Raw genomic sequence first — 18,513 nt, forward strand, 5'->3', positions numbered from 1 at the left:
ATTGGTCGGCGCCAAGCCCCCTGCTGGTTTGATCACAAGGGGGTGTTGATCAACTGGACGGCGTTCCCGCGGCATGGAACAACCCTGGACGGAACGTCCGGGAGGCGCCGTGAACCACCTCACATTTTGGCGTGAAAGCCGAAGCCTGCGCGCATGCACGGGCGCCTTGGTGGTCCTCCTGACCCTCGCCTCGGTAGGCTCATCAGAACCGGTCCGCAAGAGCGGCTATGCGATCGGCACGGAGAGCTGCGGCAGCGCCGATCTCGCCTTTCCCAGAATCCAGATCGACATGAAGGCGGGATTTTGCGCTGGCCTCGTCGCCAGCGAGGAGGATCGGCTGAAATTCCCGCGCTCGATCATCCAGGTGCCCGGTCGTGACCTGTTCGTGGTCGCCGACATGGCGGGCTGGGGCCATACCGATGGCCGGCTGCTGTTGCTCGACCCGCGGGCACCCCAGGGACAGCGGTTCAAGGAGTTGCTGACTGCAATCGAATATCCGTTCGGCCTCGCGATCGGCCCGGACAAGAAGCTCTATGCCTCGAGCGCGGAGACGATCTTCCGGTTCGATCCGCTCGCCGACAATCCGCGCGACACGGTCGAGACCGTCGTCCGTCACATGCCCGGCCGCCGGATCACATTGCCCGACGGCAAAAAGCTCGACGAGAGCGCGCATCCATTCAAGCAGTTTGTCTTTGATAAGAACGGCCGGCTGTTCGTCAATGTCGGCTCGCACAGCGACGACTGCATCACGCCGGCGCCGATCACGAGACCTTGCGCGGCGGCCGAGGGCGTTTCCGCAATGGCGTCGATCTGGCTGTTCACGCCGCCCCCGGGCGGTATCTTCCCGGCGTTGAAGCCTGGCGAACCCGACCCGCCGCACGGTGTCTATGCGCGCGGCCTGCGCAACTCGATGGCGCTGGCGCTGCATCCGAACTTCCCTGATGCGGGCTATGCCTTCCTGCAAGGCGAGAACGGCCGCGACCTGCCTGACATTTTCAAGCCGAACGAGGAGATCAACGCGATCGAGCAGGGCAGGCATTACGGCTGGCCCTATTGCTACGATTTGTCGACGCCGAGTCTCGAATTCAGGATCGTATTGCGGTCGGGGGTCTACAAATCGCTGTGCACCGCCAACGCTCTCTACAAGGCGCCGTTCTCGCTGCTGCCGCCGCACGGCGCGCCGCTCGCGATGCTCTATTATCGCGGCGCGAAATTTCCGGAGCTCGAGGGCAAGCTGCTGGTCGGCCTGCATGGCTATCGCCCGACCGGCAGCCGCGTCATCGTCTATGACGTCGACGATCACGGCTTCCCGAAGCCCGCCCCGGCGCCGGTACGCTATCATGTCAGTTGCGCGGCCGATCCGACCCACAGCTTTCAGACCGAGGCCGGCGCCGTCGCCGCCGCGCCGTTCGAGGAGCTGATCGCAGGCTGGCACCGCGTCAACGGCGCGCGGCCGCAAGGTGCGCCGGTCGGCATGACGGTCGCGGAGGACGGCGCAATCTGGCTGGTCGAGGACAAGAACCAGACCGTGATCCGGATCGACCGCGCCGCGGGCGATGCGCCGTCGCCGCTGCCCTGCGACGTGCGTAGACAGGCGCTGATCGAGCAACTGGCGGTCTTCGTGGCCAGGGACGCGCAGAACAGCGTCCGGCTCACCAATTTGCGCAAGGGCCTCGTCGAAAAGCACTGCGTCGGCTGTCACTCGGATTTCGGCCTGAAGCCGGGCCTATCGGACGCTCAGAAGGACGCGACGGTGCTTCGCTTCATGCTGTCGCAGGATGGCTGGATCTATCCTGGTGATCCCGATTCCGGAAAGTTGCGCACGCGGCTTCGTGGGTTGGGCGCGAAGAAACTGATGCCGCCGGGTGGCGACGGCCTGCCGAAGGCCGAACCCGGTTACACGCGCCTGCTCGACACGGCGGATCTGCTGGTGTCAAGAATGGTTCCAGGCATCCGGATGCGGATCAAGTCCGGCCCGCCGCAGCGCAAGTTCTTTGGCAAAACGAACAAGGAATGCGGCGAAATACCGGCTGCCAAGGTCGTCGTCGTGACACAAAGGAATGCTGTAGACAAACCCGGTTTCAGCCGCTTCTTCCGACCGGCCGATGCCTATCTGAATGGCGAGTGCAGCGACGGCGATGGCTATTACATCCGGCAGGAATTTCTGGTGCCTGTGCAGTAGCGTTGTTCTCGTCCTTGCGACGGCACCGGCCCGAGCGGAAACGAAACTGTTCGAAAGCGTGCAGGTGACGCCATCAGGCGAATACACGTTCGGCATCGAAGGGCCGGCCGCCGATCTCGACGGCAATCTCTTCGTCGTCAATTTCGGCAAGCCCGGCACCATCGGCAAGCTGCCCGTCGGCGGCACGGCGTCCGAGCCGTTCACGGCGCTGCCCGAGGGCAGCGTCGGCAATGCCATCCGCTTCGCGCGCGACGGCACCATGTTCATCGCCGACTACAAGAAGCACAACATCTTCGCGATCCCGAAGGGATCGACCGAGCCCGCCATCTGGTTTCACTCCGACGAGATGAACCAGCCCAACGACATCACCATCGCCCGCGACGGCACGATCTACGCGAGCGATCCGAACTGGAAAGGTCGCGAAGGCCACATCTGGCGCATCGCGAAGGGAGCCGACGGAACGGTGCAGGGACAGCTGATGTCGGCGCCGCGCGCGATGGGCACGACCAACGGCATAGATCTCAGCCCTGATGACAAGACGCTCTATGTCGGGGAATCCAGCAGCGGTCAGATCTGGTCCTATACGGTCGCCGGCAACGAGCTCACCAGTCCAAGACTCGTCAAGGCATTTCAGCCCGACACTGTCGACGGCCTGCGCACCGACATCGCTGGCCGCCTGTATGTTGCGCGCATCCTCAAGGGCACGATCACGTTGATGAAGGCCAATGGCGCGGTGGAGCGGGAGATCACGCTGAGAGCCAAGGAGCCGACCAACCTCGCCTTCGGAGGCCACGACGGCAAGACGATCTTCGTCACTCAGCGTCAGGGCGGCTTCGTCGAGTCCTTCCGCACCGACCAGCAGGGCCGCGAGCACTGCCTTCAGCGCGGGCGCTGCTGAGCTTCACGAGGGATCTGCTTCCGGCGCAGGGCGGTGCGACAGGGGCGGCATTCTTCTTGCTTGCATCTCGCCGCCGCGGGGATTTAGACATCTGTGGCACCCTCAAAGCGACCACGGAGTGTTCGAGTGAAAGCCGTCCATACCGAGCTGCATCGCAGCCACGATCCGCAATTCTTCCTGGTTCGCGGTGTGGTCAAGCGCACCACCGAGCAGCCCGAACGTGCCGACCGCCTGCTCAAAGGGCTCAAGGACGGCAAGCATCAACTGGTCGAGCCGACCACATTCGGGCAGGGACCGCGTGCGCGCATCCACAGTCCGGAATATCTGTCGTTCCTGAGCGAGGCCTGGGAGGCCTGGACCGCGCTCGGCGATTCCGGCCCGGAGATGATCGGCAATATCCATCCGGTGCGCCATGCCGCGACTTATCCCACCCATATCACCGGCAAGCTCGGCTGGCACACCGCCGACACCGCGGCGCCGATCGGCCCGGGCACCTGGGCTGCGGCCTGCGCTGCGACCGACGTCGCGGTCACCGCGGCACAGATGGTGATGGACGGCGAGGATGCGACCTATGCGCTCTGCCGGCCGCCCGGCCATCACGCCTATCGCGACATGGCCGGCGGCTTCTGCTTCCTCAACAACAGCGGGATCGCGGCGGCGCATCTGCGGCAGAGGCACGAGCGTGTCGTGATCCTCGACGTCGACGTCCATCACGGCAACGGCACGCAAGGAATCTTCTACGCGCGGCCGGATGTCTACACGGTCTCGATCCATGCCGATCCCGTCGCGTATTATCCTTACGTGTGGGGCTATGCGCATGAGCGCGGCGAAGGTCCCGGCCTTGGCACAAATCTCAACATTCCCCTGGCGATCGGCACCGGCGATGACGGCTACATCCAGGCGATGGACGTCGCGCGCAAGGCGATCGAGTCCTTTGCGCCCGGCGCCCTCGTCATCGCGCTCGGCCTCGACGCCTCCGAGCACGATCCGCTCAAGGGTCTCGCCGTCACCACGCCGGGCTTCCGCCGCATCGGACAGGCCATCGCGAAGATGGGCCTGCCGACCGTGTTCGTGCAGGAGGGCGGCTACCTCTCGGACATCCTCGGCGCGAACCTGACCTCGGTGCTGGCCGGCTTCGAAGAGGCGCGCTGATTCTCGCTGAGTAGCCCATCATTCTCCGTCATTGCGATTTCCGCGGAGGGACTCTGGATTGCTTCGCTACGCTCGCAATGACGATGTGGATGGTTAGGTCGACTTCATCCACAACTCAAAACATCCCGCTTGCCGCAAGCGCCTTGCAGACGTGCTGCATCTCGGTCTCGTCCGCGACCATGTCGAGCATGATCGTGGTCAGCCCCTTCGCGGCAAACTCCTTCAGCTTCGCGCCGATCTCCGCGTAGCTGCCGACGAGGTAGGGGCAGTCGGCCTGGAAGGTCAGGAACGGCAGCAGCCAATAGCCATTGTCCGCGAGCTCGCCGCTCTGGCTCTCGTAGAGGCGCCGTTTCCACACGGAATCGCTGTTCTCCACGGTGAGCGCGAGCAGCTCGCGATCGTCGGCATTATCGCGGAAACGCGCCTTTGCCGCTTGCCGCGCCTCGTCGCGTCCCTCGCGGGCGAAAATTCCAAAATTCATGCCCGGCGCATCGAGGCCGCGGTCGAGATCCGGCGGCAACATCTGCATCTTGATGCAGCCGGTCTCCTTTGCGACGCGCTGTGCCGGCTCGGACTGGCCTGCGACCAGAAATTCCGGCATCAGCTCCGGCGGCAGGCGCGGCCGAAGTTGCAGGTTGCTGGCGCGGTAGAACCGGCCCTCGAAAGTCGTCGGACGCGGGCTTGCCAGCAGCTGGCGCATCAGCGCAACGAATTCGCCGAGCCGGACATAGCGATCGGCGTGCGACTGCTCGTCGCCGAGCCCCTGCAGATCGCTGACCGCCGTCCCCGTGATCATGTTGAGATAGACCTTGCGGCCGTGGAGCTGCGCAAAGGACGAGACGAATTTTGCCGCCGTGAACGGGTGCATGTAGACCGGATTGACCGCGATCAGCGGCGAGGATCGGGTCGTCTCGCCGATGATGTGCTGGGCCATCGCCCAGGGCTCGACGAACACGTCGTTGCCTTCGAATAGCAGGATGCCTTCGAAGCCGTTGCGATCGGCGAACTGCGCCACCCGCATCAGCTCGTCGACATATTTCTTGGGGTCGCGGTTGCGCGAAATCGCGGGAAAGACGCGCAGCCGCCGCGGCGTCATTCAGCCGCCTCCTGTAGCGGCCATCCATTGCGGGTGATGGGAAGGCCGCCGGTGGCGCGGGAGCCGTCCGCGATCGCGAGACGATGCGAGGGCGACGGCGAGATCAGCTGGAATCGCCAGCCTTGCGGATCGTCGGGGATATCGGGCTTGAAGCTGATCTCGATGGCCTCGCGCGATACCTGCATCGCGAAGGCGTCGAGCGGCAAATTGAGGCCGAAACCCCTGGCCTTCAGATAGGCTTCTTTCAGCGTCCAGTAGTCGAAGAAGCGCTCGGTCGCGGCGGGCTCCGGCAGCCTGCGCAGCGTTTCGACCTCTTCCGGCGCGAAGAACCGAAGCGCGGTCGACAGCGGCGCCACCCGACGCGACACGGTCTCGACATCGACGCCGACGGTCTCATGCCCCGACACGACGCAGGCGACGCAGCCGTCGGCGTGCGACAGGCTGAAATGCAGCGTGCTCGATGTCCTGGGTGATGCGACAAACGGCCGCCCGTAACGCCCGGCCGCAAATGACCAGTCGGTCGGTGCGACCTCAGGTGCGACGTGCGAGAGCGCAAGGCGCAACATCGCGTGCGCGAAAATATACTGTCGCTGGTGCCGCTCGAACACGAAGTGGTCGGCTCGTACCCGTTCGTCGACCGAGAGCAGGCGCCGGCACGTATCGATCGCACCTGGCGTGTCAAAATTCTCGATCAATCCGACAAACAGTTCAATTCTGTCGTCTGCCATCAATTGGGCCCATGGCGCCAGGCCGGGGCCAAATCCCCTGCCATGACGGAAGAATCAACTGAGCAAGAATCAACTAAGCGGACCGCTTCTAGCGGTCCACTCGGGCGAATCCTTGTCGATTGCTGGCCGGTTTACGGGCGCAAGCTTGTGCGAGACCCCAACTCGACACGCGAGCGGCCAAATGTGAAAAATGAAGCCCGAAAACTGAAGCCTGAAGATTCGTGCGGCGTCCCGGCCGACGAGTCTTACGTCTTCTTCTTCTTCTTGGACTTCTTGGAGCCGCCCAACATCGAAATGCTGGCGTCGACGTCCTTCAGCGCGGACTGCAGCTTCTTCTTCTCGGCGCCGAGCAACTTCTGCAGGGCCTTGCGGTCCTTGTCGCTCAACGAGGTGCCCTTGGTAAATTTGATGAAACCCATAACGAACTCCCCGGTTGAAAATACTCGTCCAAATCAAAACGCGAGAATAATCTTGCGCGATGGCGCCAAATAATCAAGATGCAACTTGGTCATTCACAGCTTTGACGAGTGACCCCGTATTCGTCCGTGATGTACGGCCGGTCATGCCGCCCTGCGATTGAGCAATCGGCCGAGCGGTGTGTTGGGTTGGGCGAGGGCGGCCGCGAGCAGCGCGAGGAGATCCTCCATCCACTGGCCGACCGTAGCGCCGTCGAGCAGCTCGCTCTTGTAATTGCACGAACCGGTGATCCCCGTCGGCCGCTCCTTGAGCATCAGCGACAGCCATGTCTGGTCGATCGGCAGCACCGGCTGGCCTTCGCGGGCGATGTTGCCGATCGATCCTGTCGTGAGATCAGGCAGATCGAGCGGCTGGCGCAGCGGATTTTGCAGGGTGAAATAGACCTGGAGCAGCGAGGCTGGATTGACCCCCTCCTGCTCCAGATGATCGGCCAGGATGTTGAAAGGCAGCTCCTGGCGCGCATGCGCGTCAAGCACGCTCTGGCGGACCCGGACTACGGCCTGCGCGAACGACAGCTCCGGCGTGATTTTGGTACGAACAATCACCGTGTTCTCGAACGGACCGACGATCCGGTCGGTGTCCGGCTGGGCGCGATTGGCCATGGCGGTGGCGATAGAGATGTCGTGGCGGCCGGTCCGCGCCAGCAGCACGGCTTTCAAGCCGGCCAGCAGGCACATGAACACCGTGCAATTGTGCTGGCCGGCGAAAGCCGCGAGCCGGCCGATCAGCTCACGCTTGAGACTGACCGGATGGTGCCCCCTGGACGGGCCCGGCCTTGATTCGCCCTCGAAGAGGGGAGCCGCCCCGCGCAAATTCTCGGTCCAGTCGGCCGCCTGACGGCGGGCGGCGTCGGTGCCGCACCACCAGCGCTGCCAGCGCGCCACGTCCGAAAAGGCCGGCGGCGGTTTCGGCAGCGGCACCGACGAATATCCGGCCAGCGCCGCATAGCGGTAGGACAATTCCTCGAACAGCACGCCGATCGACCAGCCATCGACGACGGCGTGGTGCAGCGTCAGCAGCAACACGTGATCGCCATCGTGGAGCCGCAACAGCCGGGCGCGCAGCAGCGGCGCGCGCGTGGTGTCGATCGGGACATAGGTCTCTTGTTCGATCAGGAGATTGATCTTGCGGAGCTCTAGCGCCTTGCGCCGCTTGTTGTTATGGGGCTGACCGTCGCCGATCGTCTCGACACTCAGGACACGGCCGAGGGCGCCGGGCGCGGCGATGCGGCTGACGGGCTCCCCGCCGCTCCAGCCGAAATGGGTCCGCAGCGATTCGTGCCGGCGCACGATGTCGTCGATCGCCTGCGCCAGGGCGGCCGGATTCAGCGGCCCCTGGAGACGGAAAGCGAAAGGCAGATTGAACAGCGGCAGTCCGTGAAGATTCTGCTCGATCCGCAGCATCTGGTCCTGCGCGATCGAGAGAGGGCTGCCTTCGGCCAGGCTCGCACTAGCCAACCTCGCTACAGTTGGGGCCGGCTTGCGCGGCTTTGCCGCCACGGCCTCGTCGACCCGCCGGGCAAGCTCGTCGATCGTCGGTGCCTCGAAGATGGTCTTGATCGGCAGCGACGCGCCGAGCGCCCGAGCGACGCGCGCCATGACTTGGCCCGCTAGCAGCGAATGGCCGCCGAGGTCGAAAAAATTGTCGGTGACGCCGAGGCTCTCGACCTTCAGCAGGTCGATCCAGATGTCGGACAGCACCTTTTCGGTGAAGCGCCGCGCCGGCACGGCCGCATCCGGTCCGAACGTTTCCTGCTGCGCCGGCGCCAGCAGCGCGGTCCGATCGATCTTGCCATGGGCATTGAGCGGCACCTGATCCAGGAACAAGAACGCGGACGGGATGGCATGGTCCGGCAGCCGGCTCTTCAGGAAGTCGCGCAGCTCGCTGGCGCTGCTCCGGCTGCCGGATCTTGCGACGATATGGGCAATCAGCCTGACATCGCCGCTCGCTTCGCGACGCGGCTCGACGATGCCGGCGCGCACACTGGGATGGTCGGCAAGCGCGTTCTCGATCTCCTTGAGCTCGATACGGTAGCCGCGGACCTTGACTTGATGGTCGGCGCGACCGAGGCATTCGATCGTGCCGTCGGCACGGCGGCGGGCGAGGTCGCCGGTCCGGTACAGCCGGCTGCTTGCTTTGCGCGAGAACGGATCGGGCAGGAAGCGCTGCCGGTTCTGCGCGGGATCGTTGACATAGCCGCGGCCGACACCGGCGCCGCCGATGCAGAGCTCGCCGGTCACGCCGACCGGCTGCGGCTGCAGGTTTGCGTCGAGCACGTAGAGCTGCATGTTCGGCAGCGGCGCGCCGACCGGGACATGGCCTATGTCGGTCGCCGGCGCCTTGGTCAGGCGATGCAGCGAGACGTCGTCGGAACATTCCGACGCACCATAGGCGTTGATCAGCGGCACTTTCGGACAGCGGGCGAACCAGGCCTTGCACAGATCGACGGGCAGCGGTTCGCCCGTCGAGATCAGAAGGCGCAGCCTCGCAAAGGCGCGTCGGATTTGTGCCTCGTCCATGCGATCGAGGATCACGCGCAGCAGCGATGGGACGATCTCGAGCACCGTGATGCCCTCGCGCTCGATCTCGCGCGCGAGCAAAATCGGGTCCTGCACGATCGCGGTCCCGCAGATGTGGACGCGCGCGCCGACCATCGGCCCCGCGAGGAACTGCCACACCGAGATGACAAAACTCTGTGGCGCGGTCTGCGCGATCACGTCCCGGGACGAGAGGTTCAGCTCGGAGATGAGCGACGCCAGATGGTTTGACAGCCCGCGCTGCTCGATCATGACGCCCTTGGGCGCGCCGGAGGACCCGGAGGTGTAGATGAGATAGGCAAGGCTCGACGCCGCGCGCCGCTTTGCGGGGGCCGGCTTGGCCGACGCTGGCGCGATCGCGTCCTTGAGCTCGGCCATTTGGATGCGCTCGACCAGCGGTTCGAGCAGCGCCTCCGCCATGGATGACTGCGCCCGTCCGATCAGCAGCATGCGGGCCCCGCTCGATCCGAGGATGGTTGCGAGCCGTTCCCGCGGCTGGTCGGGATCGAGATTGAGGAAGGCGGCGCCCACGCGTTGCACGGCGATCATCGCGGCGAGCAGGTCGGGCCCGCGATCTGCAAGCAAGGCGACCACGGCCTCGGCGCCGACGCCTTCGAGAGTGAGCCAGCGCGCAGCCGCTTGGCTGCGGCGCGCCAGCTCGCGGTAGCTCAGGGATGTGCGGACGTCCGACACCGCGATCGCGTTCGGCGTCTTCTTGACCTGGCGATCGAAACCTTCGCTCAAATTGCCGCGCGCGACGAAATTGGCTGGCACGCCCCGGCCCTGCGCCAGCAGCTGCCGGCGTTCGACCTCGGTCAGGAGTGCCAGGCGGGAGATGCGCTGCTCTGGATCGGCGATGACGGATTTGAGCAGGGTTTTGAACTGAGCGGCCATGCCCTCGATCGTCGCCGCGTCGAACAGATCGGTGGCGTATTCGAAGAAGCCGGTGAAACGGCCGTCGGCCTCGACCAGTTCGAGCGTGATGTCGAATCGCGCCACTTTTGGATCGATCTCGATCCGCCGCGTCGACAGACCGGAGAATCGTGCCGCCTCGATCGAGGCATTCTGGAGGATGAACATGATCCGGAACAGCGGATTGCCGTCCGTCCTTCGTGCGATCTGAAGCGAGCGCAGGACTTCCTCGATCGGGAGATCCTGATTGCGATAGGCATCGAGCGTGACCTGCCGTACCCGGCGCAACATGTCGCCGAAGCTCGGATCGCCGCCAAAATCATTGCGCAGGATCAGGGTGTTGGCGAACAGTCCGATCAGGCGCTCGCTCTCGATCTGATTGCGGTTGGCGATCAGCGATCCGGTCGCGACATCTTCGTGTCCGGTGTGACGGAACAGCAGGCACTGGAACACGGCGAGCAGGGTCATGAAGGGCGTGACGCCCTGGTTCTGGCTCAGCGCGCGCAGGTCGGCCGACAGGGTTTTGGAGAATTCGAGATAGTGACGGGCACCGTGGCCGCTCCAGACCTCCGGCCTTGGGCGGTCGGTTCGCAGCGGCAGCGTGGTGACGCCGTCCAGTTGCACCCGCCAGTAATCGAGCTGCTCCTTGGCCGCCGGCGTCTGCGCCCAGCTCTGCTGCCAGAGCGCAAAGTCGCGATACTGGAAGGCGGGCGAAGGCAGTGCCGCCACGTCGTTCTTGCGCGCTGCCGAATAATGGGCGGCGAGTTCTTCCCAGAACAGCCGCTGCGACCAGCCGTCGGTGACGAGGTGGTGGACGTTGACCACCAGCACATGGCTGCTCTTGTCGAACGAGAGCAGCGTGACCTTCAGCGGTGCCTCGTTCGCAAGGTCGAACGGATGTTGCGCGAGCCGGAGTGCTTCGCGCCTGACAACAGCGACCCGCTTGTTCGCGGGGCAGGGCTTGAGCTTGATCCGCTCGAACCGCGGTGGCGATTGCAGCACAAGCTGCACCGGCTCGCCCTCGCGTTCGACGATGACCGACCGCAACGCCTCATGGCGCGCCGATACGGCGGTGAGGCTCGCAGAAAGTGCGGCGACGTCGAGCCCACCCTTGAGGAGCGCGACTTCGACGACGTTATAATTGTAGCGCGTGGGGTCGAGCCGCGAGAGCACGTACATCCGCTGCTGCTGGAACGACAGCGGCGCGTCTGCTTCCCCGGCCTGGCGCCAGGCCGGTAGCATCGTTTCGCGATGGATTGCGGCGGTCTCGATCCGGGCCGCAAGCGCGGCGGCCGTGGCGCAATCAAAAACGTCCTCGAACGAGAAATCGACATTGAAGCGTTCGCGCAGGCGCGAACGCATCTGCGTCACCGCGAGCGAGTCGGCACCGAGCGCAAAGACGTCCTGATCGCCCCCGACCTGCGGCAGCTCCAGCAGATCGGCCCAGATCCCGGCGAGCTCGGTCTCCAGCGCGTTGCGCGGCAGACGGGCCTCCTCCTCGCCGCCGTCCGTTGCAATCAATTCGGCGAGCGCATTGCGCTTGACCTTGCCGCTGGCGCCTTTCGGCAGCGTCGCGACGCTGCGGATCAGGCTCGGCACCTTGTAGGCCGCGAGCCGTTTCCGGGCGAACTGGCGCAACTGGTCCGAAGTCGCCTCGGAATTCGGCCGCAGCACCACGATTGCGGCGACGTTCTCGCCGAGCTTCGGGTGCGGGACGGCAAACACGCCGGCCTCCAGCACCGCCGGATGGCTGAGCAGAACCTCTTCCACCTCCAGAGGCGAGATCTTCTGCCCGCCGCGGTTGATGACGTCCTTGATGCGGCCGACGATGAAGAGATAGCCGTCGGCATCGAGATAGCCGAGATCGCCGGTCCGGAACCAGCCGTTGCGGAAGGCAGCCTGCGTCGCCGCTTCGTCATTATAGTAGCCGCGGCTCATGTTGGGTCCGCGCAGCATGATCTCGCCGTGCTGGCCGCTGGCGAGCGCGCGGCCCGTCTCGTCCATGATTGTGATCTCGGGGCCCGCGGCGCGGCCGACCGATCCGACCTTGCGCAGCTCGAACGGGTTGGCCGCGATCTGCGAGGCCGCCTCCGTCATGCCGTAGGTTTCGAGCACGGGAACGCCGAACGTCGCCTCCAACCCGTCGAGGATCGCAGGCGTAAGCGAGGCCGAGGCGGAGCGGATCACGCGCAGCGACGACGATCGGGCAAGATCCGGGTTGGCTTCCGCCGCCGTCAGCAGCGCGCGATGGATGGTCGGCACTGCCGTGTACCAGGTCGGTTGCAGCTGCCGCATCCAGCCGAAGAAGGAGGCTGCGTCGAAACCCTCGGTACAGACTACGCTGGAGCCCGCGGCCAGCGCCGTCAGCAGGCCGGAAATCAGACCATGGGCGTGAAACAGCGGCAGGACGTTGAGCAGACGATCGTGGGACGCGAGCGAGAGCGCGCGGCCGGCATTGTAGGCGGAGAGGCACACATTGCGATGCGTCAGCGGCACCATCTTCGGTCGCGCCGCCGTGCCCGAGGTCAGCAGGATGAACGCGTCGTCGTCGCCGCGCGAGGCGCCGCTGCTGCTCGCCGGTCCGACCGCCGGCCCGACCAACGCGCAGCCGCCGAGATCGTCTTGCGGCCCCGGCACGAAATCGATCACCGCAATATCGAGCGCCTTGGCGACATCGCGGGCCGCCGAGTTCGTGTCGGCCCGGGTGACGAGCGCCGTCAGCTTCAATTCGCTGAAATAGCGTTGCAGCTCGTCCGCCGTCAGATCGGGATTGACGGGAACGCAAGCGCAGCTCGAGGCTACCGCGATCAGGGCCAGTGCGCTGTCGGCACCGCGCGGCAGCGCAACCGCGATGCGGTCGGTAGAAGCGATGCCGAGCCCGCGCAGCGTGCGGACGAGATCCTGCGTCCGCACGCCAATCCCGCCGTAGTTGAGGACCGGCCGGCCGGGGGCGAGGAGGGCGGGGGCCACCGGCATCTTGCGGGCATGGAAATCGAGAAGACCGCCGATATCCTCGAATATCTTCGCTTCGGCCGTCGTACTCGCTTCCCGCGGGGCTGGGCGTGTGGCGTCCGACAATTCCGTTCCCTTTTGATCCGATTGGGCTATTCTTCCAAGAAGTTAGGAAACGCGTCCAGTCTGAGGTGAAGTTTTGGCCCCAAAATCTGTGGTTGCGGGGCCCTAAGCCCTTCGACGGAGTGATTGGTCGGGCGGAATCACCATGCTGGAGAATGAGCCGGGCACGGGAGCGGAAGGCGGGCTGAAGCGCTGGCTCGAGGGTATCGGTCTTAGCCACTATACTGATCTCTTCGCGCAGCACCGTCTCGATCTCGACGTCATGGCGGACCTGACCGAATCCGATCTGGTCGAGCTCGGATTGCCGCTCGGCGATCGGAAGCGGCTCCAGCGCGCCATGACCGCGTTGTTCCGGGCCGAAACCGCGGAGAAGCCCGACGCGATGGCGCGCCCGCAAATCCGGACGGAGGTCGGCGCCGAGCGGCGTCAGCTCACCACCATGTTCTGCGACATGGTGGATTCCACCTCGCTCTCGGTGCAGTTCGATCCGGAAGACGTGCGCGACATGATCGCGAGCTTCCGCGAAACCTGTGTCCGCGTCGTGAAGCATTACGAAGGTTTTGCTGCCCGCTTCGTCGGAGACGGTATTTTGGTCTATTTCGGCTATCCGACCGCACATGAGGACGACGCCGAGCGCGCCGTGCGTGCGGGGCTGGAAATCGTCCGGGTGCTGTCGACCGCTCGCGCGATCGAGCCGCGTGGCGCGCTCAGCCACTCACCCGCCGTCCGCATCGGCATCGCAACCGGTCTCGTCGTGGTTGGCGACCTCGTCGGACAGGGCACCGAAGAGCGCGACTCCGCGGTCGGAGAAACCGTCAATCTCGCCGCGCGCCTGCAGGGCCTGGCGCCGCCCAACGGTGTGGTGATTTCCACGTCGACCCAGTCGCTGCTGAAGGGGAAGTTCGACTACCGCGATCTCGGCGTCCACGTGCTTAAGGGAATCTCGGAGAAAGCCCAGGCCTGGCACGTGATGCGCGCCTCGCGGGTGGAGACCCGCTTCGCCGCCGCCATGGGCACGCGGCTGACCCCACTCGTCAACCGGGAGGAGGAGATTGCGCTGCTGATGGGGCGCTGGCAGCAGGCCAAGGAGGGCGAGGGCCAGGTCGTGGTCAAGTTCGGCGAGCCCGGCATCGGCAAGTCGCGCATCATCCAGGAGATCTTCGACCGGATCGCGGGCGATCGCCATGGACAGGTCTCGTTCCAGTGCTCGCCCTATTACACCTCCACGGCGTTCTATCCGTTCGCCGAGCAGCTCAAATTCTCTCTCGGTCTCGATCGCGAGGATGCGTCCGTTCAGTCGCTGGCGAGCCTGGAGACCGCGATCGCCGCCGCTCATGGCGACATCGAGCAGGTTGCGCCGCTGTTTGCCGTGCTGTTGTCCATTCCGACCGGCGACCGCTATCCGCCGCTCGAGCTGTCGCCGCAGCAGCAAAAGGATGCGACCGTCGCGGCGCTGGTCAATCATTTCCTCGGCCTTGCGCGCGAGCAGCCGCTGGTGATCGCATTCGAGGATCTGCACTGGATCGACCCGACGTCCCGTGAGGTGATCGATCTCCTGGTCGACCGGGCGCAGAACCGGGCAATCCTGGTCATCATCACCGCGCGCACCGAATTCCAGCCGAGCTGGAACGCCCATTCGCATATCACGACCCTGGTGCTGAACCGGTTGAGCCGGCAGTTGCGCGCGACGCTGGTCGAGCGCGTGGCGGGACGCGAGCTTCCCAAGGAGGTCATCGAGGAGATCATCGTCAAGACCGACGGCGTGCCGCTGTTCCTGGAGGAGCTGACCAAGACGGTTCTCGAATCCAACCTCCTGACCGAGCGGCACGGGCGCTACGTGCTGTCGGGTCCGTGGCGGCAGCTTGCGATCCCGGCGACGCTGACGGACTCGCTGATGGCGCGGCTGGACCGGATGGGGCCGTTCAAGCGGATCGCGCAAATCGGTGCCACCATCGGCCGCGAATTCTCCTACGAGACTCTGCACGCGGTCGCCAACACACCCGCCGAACAGATCGAGGCCGCGCTCAATCATTTGGAGGAGGCCGGACTGATCATGCGCCGCGGCCATCCGCCCGACGCGCTCTACTCCTTCAAGCACGTGATGATTCAGAACGCCGCGCATGCGAGCTTGCTGCACAGCGAGCGGCGCAAGCTGCATTCCCGGATCGCCCAGGTGCTGGCCGAGATGTATCCCGAGAAGACCGAGCGCGAACCGGAACTGCTCGCCCATCATATGACCGAATCCGGCCAGAGCGAGAGCGCCGCCAGCTTCTGGCTAAAGGCCGGCAAGCAGGCGGCCAAGAGTGGCGCCAATCTAGAGGCGATCGGGCATCTGGGCCGCGGCCTCGGCGTCGTGCAGGCCAATGCGCGCATGCAGGGCGCCGATGAGATGGAGCTCGAATTGCGCATCGCGCTCGGCAACGCGCTGATCGCCGCCAAGGGCTATGCCGTGCAGGAGGTCGAGGAGAACTACGTCCGCGCCCTCGAACTCGGCCAGCAGCTCGACGACGACGAAAAGGCCTTCGCCGCCACGCGCGGGCTCTGGGTCTGTCATTTCATCCGCGCCGATCTGACCCGCGCGCACGATCTCAGCGTCGAGCTGTTGAAGTTCGCCAAGCGCGAGCGGCTGAACGAGGGGACGCAACCGGCGCAGCAGACCGGCTATCTGATCGAGGCGCATCGCTCGATCGCGATGACTATGCTCTATCGCGGGCGCTTTGCCGCGTCCCAGCATCATCTGCACCGCTGCATCAACCTCTACAGCCCCGACCTGCACTCCGATCTGATGGAGCGGCACGGCACCGATCCCGGTGTCGTCTCGCTGTCCTATCTCGGCTACCTCCTGTGGTTCCTCGGCCGGCCCGACGCGGCGCGCCAGCACAGCGAACAGGCGATCGCGAACGCCGAGAAGATCCGCCACCCATTCACGCTCGCCTTCGCGCTCGTGTTCGGCGCCTATCTCTGCCAGCATTTGCGCGATGTTGAGGGCACGCGCGACCATGCCAACCGCGCCATGATCATCGCCACGGAGCACAATTTCCTGCACTGGAAGCAGCAGGCCGCGATCCTGCGCGGCTGGGCGCTGGCGCAGCTCGGCGAGGCCGACGAAGGCCTCAGCCAGATGCGGTTCGGCCTCGACGAATACGAAGCGATGGATTCCTGGCTCGCCGGCTGCTGGTTCCGCTGCCTGCTCGCGGAGGCCTACGCCAAGGTCGGAATGCGCGATGCCGCCTTGCGCGCGCTGGACGGTGCGCTCGCGACCGCAAGACGGACCGGCGACCACTCCTACCTCGCCGAAGTCTACCGCCTGCAAGGCGAGATCACCCTGTCGGATGAGAATCCGGCCTCGGTGCAGGAGGCCGAGGACCTGTTCAACCTGTCGCTGGAGATCGCGCGCAAGCAGGGCGCTCTGTCCTGGGAGCTTCGCACCGCCGTCAGCCTCGCGCGACTGTCGCACCAAGCCGGCAAGCGCGAGCACGCTCGTCTCCTGCTCGTACCGATCATCGGCAAGTTCAGCGAGGGCTTTTCCACGCCGGACCTGAAACAGGCGATGCAACTGATCGACGAGCTCGGCGTGGACGCGCTTGTTCGTAAACGGGCCGATTCCGTGAGATGAGCGATCTTGCCGCCGCGCGTGCGCGTTACGTGGAGCTGATCTCAAAACGCGAGCGGATCTCTTCAACGCGCCTGCTCGAAGCCCTCGGCACTGTTCCGCGCGAAAAGTTTCTGGCGAAGGGGCCGTGGCGCATCAAGACCGAGGCGGCGCGCAACTATCGGCTGACGCCGGATGCCGATCCCGTTCATCTCCAGGACAATGTGCTGGTCGCGATCGATGCGCGCCGCAAGCTTGATACCGGACTTCCGAGCCTGTGGGCGCATTTCATCGATTTGCTCGACGTCGGGGAAAAAGACCGTGTGGTCCAAATCGGCTGCGGGCTCGGCTATTTCTCAGCCGTGCTGTCGAAGATCGTGGGGCCCAAGGGCAGGGTGCAGGCAATCGAATGCGACGAGCGGCTTGCGGCGCGCGCCGCAACCTATCTTGGCGCCTATCGCAACGTCGCGGTCGTCCATGGCGACGGATGCGAGGACATCGGCGAACCCGCCGACGTGATCATCGTTCATGCCGGCTTCTCGCAGCCGCATCCGCTCTGGCTTCGGTCGCTTCGTCCGCGCGGCCGGCTTCTGGTGCCGCTGACCCAGCGGGACCGCGAAGGCGCCGCCCTCAAGATCACCCGCAAGGGCAGGGGGTTCGAAGCCGAGGCGGTGCAGCAGATCCGGATATTTCCCGGCCAAGGCCGCGGTCTGACCGCGCTCGACGACCGCGTCGCCGACTGGTGGCAGCGCGCCTCCGCGCTGGCGCCGCTGCGCTTTCGCGGCATCGAGCAGGGGTTGCCGTCGGATGGCTAATGCTTCGTTTCATTTTACCTTGATTGCGAATGTAAGTATCCAACGCGTCTCGGCGCCGCTATGACTGCGGCCTGATCGCCATACGAGCGCGCGCCATGCATTCCGTTGCCCTGCTGACCGCCAGCTACGCCAAGGATATCGAGCGCTTTTCGCTGCTCAGCGAGAGCATCGACACCTGGTTGACGGGCTACACACGGCATTATGTTCTCGTTAACGATGAGGATCTGCCGCTGTTCGCGCGGTTCGCTTCCGACAAGCGCGTCATCGTTCCGGCCTCGCGCTATTTGCCGAAATGGCTGTGGGCGTTGCCGCCGGCTCTGCAGTTCATCAGCAAACGGCGCGTCTGGCTGTCGCTGCTGTCGTCACCTGTTCATGGCTGGCACATTCAGCAGATCCTCAAGATCGCCGGCGTCCTCAACGCGCCCGAGCAGCGCGTCTGCATCCTGGATTCGGACAATCTGTTCTTCCGCGAATTCGACGTCGGTGAGTATGCCGGCGCCGAGAAGACCCCGCTGTTCGTCACGCGCAACGGGATCGACGCCGCCCACCCCTTGCATGTCCTGTGGCTCCGCACCGTCGATCAGCTCCTTGGCATCAAGGACCGGTCCTTCCCCGCGGACGACTATGTCGGCAACGCGCTGGTCTGGGACAGGGACACCGCGCGCGCGATGACCGATTCGATCAAGTCGGCAACGGGATTGAACTGGGTTCTGGCACTGTGCCGGAAGAAGAAGTTCTCGGAATATCTCATGTACGGCCATTTCGTCGCGAACTCGCCCGCGCATCTGGCCGCTCATCGGGTCACCGAAGACAGCATCGCGGTCTCGCATTGGGACGACACGCGCCTCGACCGGGCCGCCATCGAAGCGATGATGCGGGCCGCTTCGCCCGACCAGGTCGCGCTGTGCATCCAGTCCTATTCGTCGACCTCCATCGACGACATCCGCGACGTGTTCCGCCTCAGCTCGCGCGACCGTCGCGGTCCGAGTCTTTCGCCCGAGCACATGGGCGACGAGGCCCAGTTCGAAGTGCCGAAAGCTCGCTAGACC

At 65.0% G+C, this 18,513-nt stretch carries 10 protein-coding genes; 6 read left to right on the forward strand and 4 right to left on the reverse strand.

Features of this window, described 5'->3' with window-relative positions; translation table 11 throughout:
- Positions 1 to 109 precede the first annotated feature (109 nt).
- The 3 genes from AC0L3B_RS22060 to AC0L3B_RS22070 all read left to right on the forward strand — a co-directional run bounded on the left by AC0L3B_RS22060 (position 110) and on the right by AC0L3B_RS22070 (position 4,232).
- Positions 110 to 2,182, forward strand: a complete 2,073-nt coding sequence (locus AC0L3B_RS22060) for a PQQ-dependent sugar dehydrogenase (protein ID WP_473381031.1) — start codon at positions 110 to 112, stop codon at positions 2,180 to 2,182.
- The gene (locus AC0L3B_RS22065) at positions 2,139 to 3,080 is read left to right on the forward strand and encodes an SMP-30/gluconolactonase/LRE family protein (RefSeq protein WP_026233001.1); all 942 of its coding nucleotides are present in this window, start codon (positions 2,139 to 2,141) and stop codon (positions 3,078 to 3,080) included. The genes AC0L3B_RS22060 and AC0L3B_RS22065 overlap by 44 nt, the downstream gene beginning before the upstream one ends.
- A 126-nt stretch (positions 3,081 to 3,206) precedes the next feature.
- Positions 3,207 to 4,232 (forward strand): histone deacetylase family protein, encoded by a 1,026-nt coding sequence (locus tag AC0L3B_RS22070; protein WP_018455686.1) that lies wholly within the window; start codon positions 3,207 to 3,209, stop codon positions 4,230 to 4,232.
- A 115-nt stretch (positions 4,233 to 4,347) separates the two neighbouring features.
- On the opposite strand, the gene AC0L3B_RS22075 is transcribed toward AC0L3B_RS22070, so the two are convergent.
- The 4 genes from AC0L3B_RS22075 to AC0L3B_RS22090 all read right to left on the reverse strand — a co-directional run bounded on the left by AC0L3B_RS22075 (position 4,348) and on the right by AC0L3B_RS22090 (position 13,060).
- Positions 4,348 to 5,328, reverse strand: coding sequence for an LLM class flavin-dependent oxidoreductase (locus AC0L3B_RS22075; protein ID WP_018455685.1), 981 nt, complete (start codon positions 5,326 to 5,328; stop codon positions 4,348 to 4,350).
- Positions 5,325 to 6,056 (reverse strand): 4'-phosphopantetheinyl transferase family protein, encoded by a 732-nt coding sequence (locus AC0L3B_RS22080; protein ID WP_018455684.1) that lies wholly within the window; start codon positions 6,054 to 6,056, stop codon positions 5,325 to 5,327. The genes AC0L3B_RS22075 and AC0L3B_RS22080 overlap by 4 nt, the downstream gene beginning before the upstream one ends.
- Positions 6,057 to 6,301: 245 nt before the next feature.
- Complete coding sequence (locus AC0L3B_RS22085) at positions 6,302 to 6,475, reverse strand: hypothetical protein (RefSeq protein ID WP_007600599.1); 174 nt, start codon at positions 6,473 to 6,475, stop codon at positions 6,302 to 6,304.
- Between the two features lie 141 nt (positions 6,476 to 6,616).
- Entirely contained in the window at positions 6,617 to 13,060 is a 6,444-nt protein-coding gene (locus tag AC0L3B_RS22090; protein WP_473381032.1) for an amino acid adenylation domain-containing protein, read from the reverse strand.
- A gap of 142 nt (positions 13,061 to 13,202) precedes the next feature.
- Here AC0L3B_RS22090 and AC0L3B_RS22095 point away from each other — a divergent pair, with 142 nt between their 5' ends.
- From AC0L3B_RS22095 to AC0L3B_RS22105, 3 genes are all read left to right on the forward strand, one after another.
- Positions 13,203 to 16,673, forward strand: a complete 3,471-nt coding sequence (locus tag AC0L3B_RS22095; protein ID WP_473381033.1) for an ATP-binding protein — start codon at positions 13,203 to 13,205, stop codon at positions 16,671 to 16,673.
- The gene (locus AC0L3B_RS22100) at positions 16,670 to 17,464 is read left to right on the forward strand and encodes a protein-L-isoaspartate O-methyltransferase family protein (protein ID WP_446482007.1); all 795 of its coding nucleotides are present in this window, start codon (positions 16,670 to 16,672) and stop codon (positions 17,462 to 17,464) included. Before AC0L3B_RS22095 ends, AC0L3B_RS22100 begins: the two co-directional genes overlap by 4 nt.
- Before the next feature lie 95 nt (positions 17,465 to 17,559).
- Positions 17,560 to 18,510, forward strand: coding sequence for a DUF6492 family protein (locus tag AC0L3B_RS22105; protein ID WP_473381034.1), 951 nt, complete (start codon positions 17,560 to 17,562; stop codon positions 18,508 to 18,510).
- Positions 18,511 to 18,513: the final 3 nt, after the last annotated feature.

The sequence above is a fragment of the Bradyrhizobium sp. Kon56 genome (genome assembly GCF_055807635.1).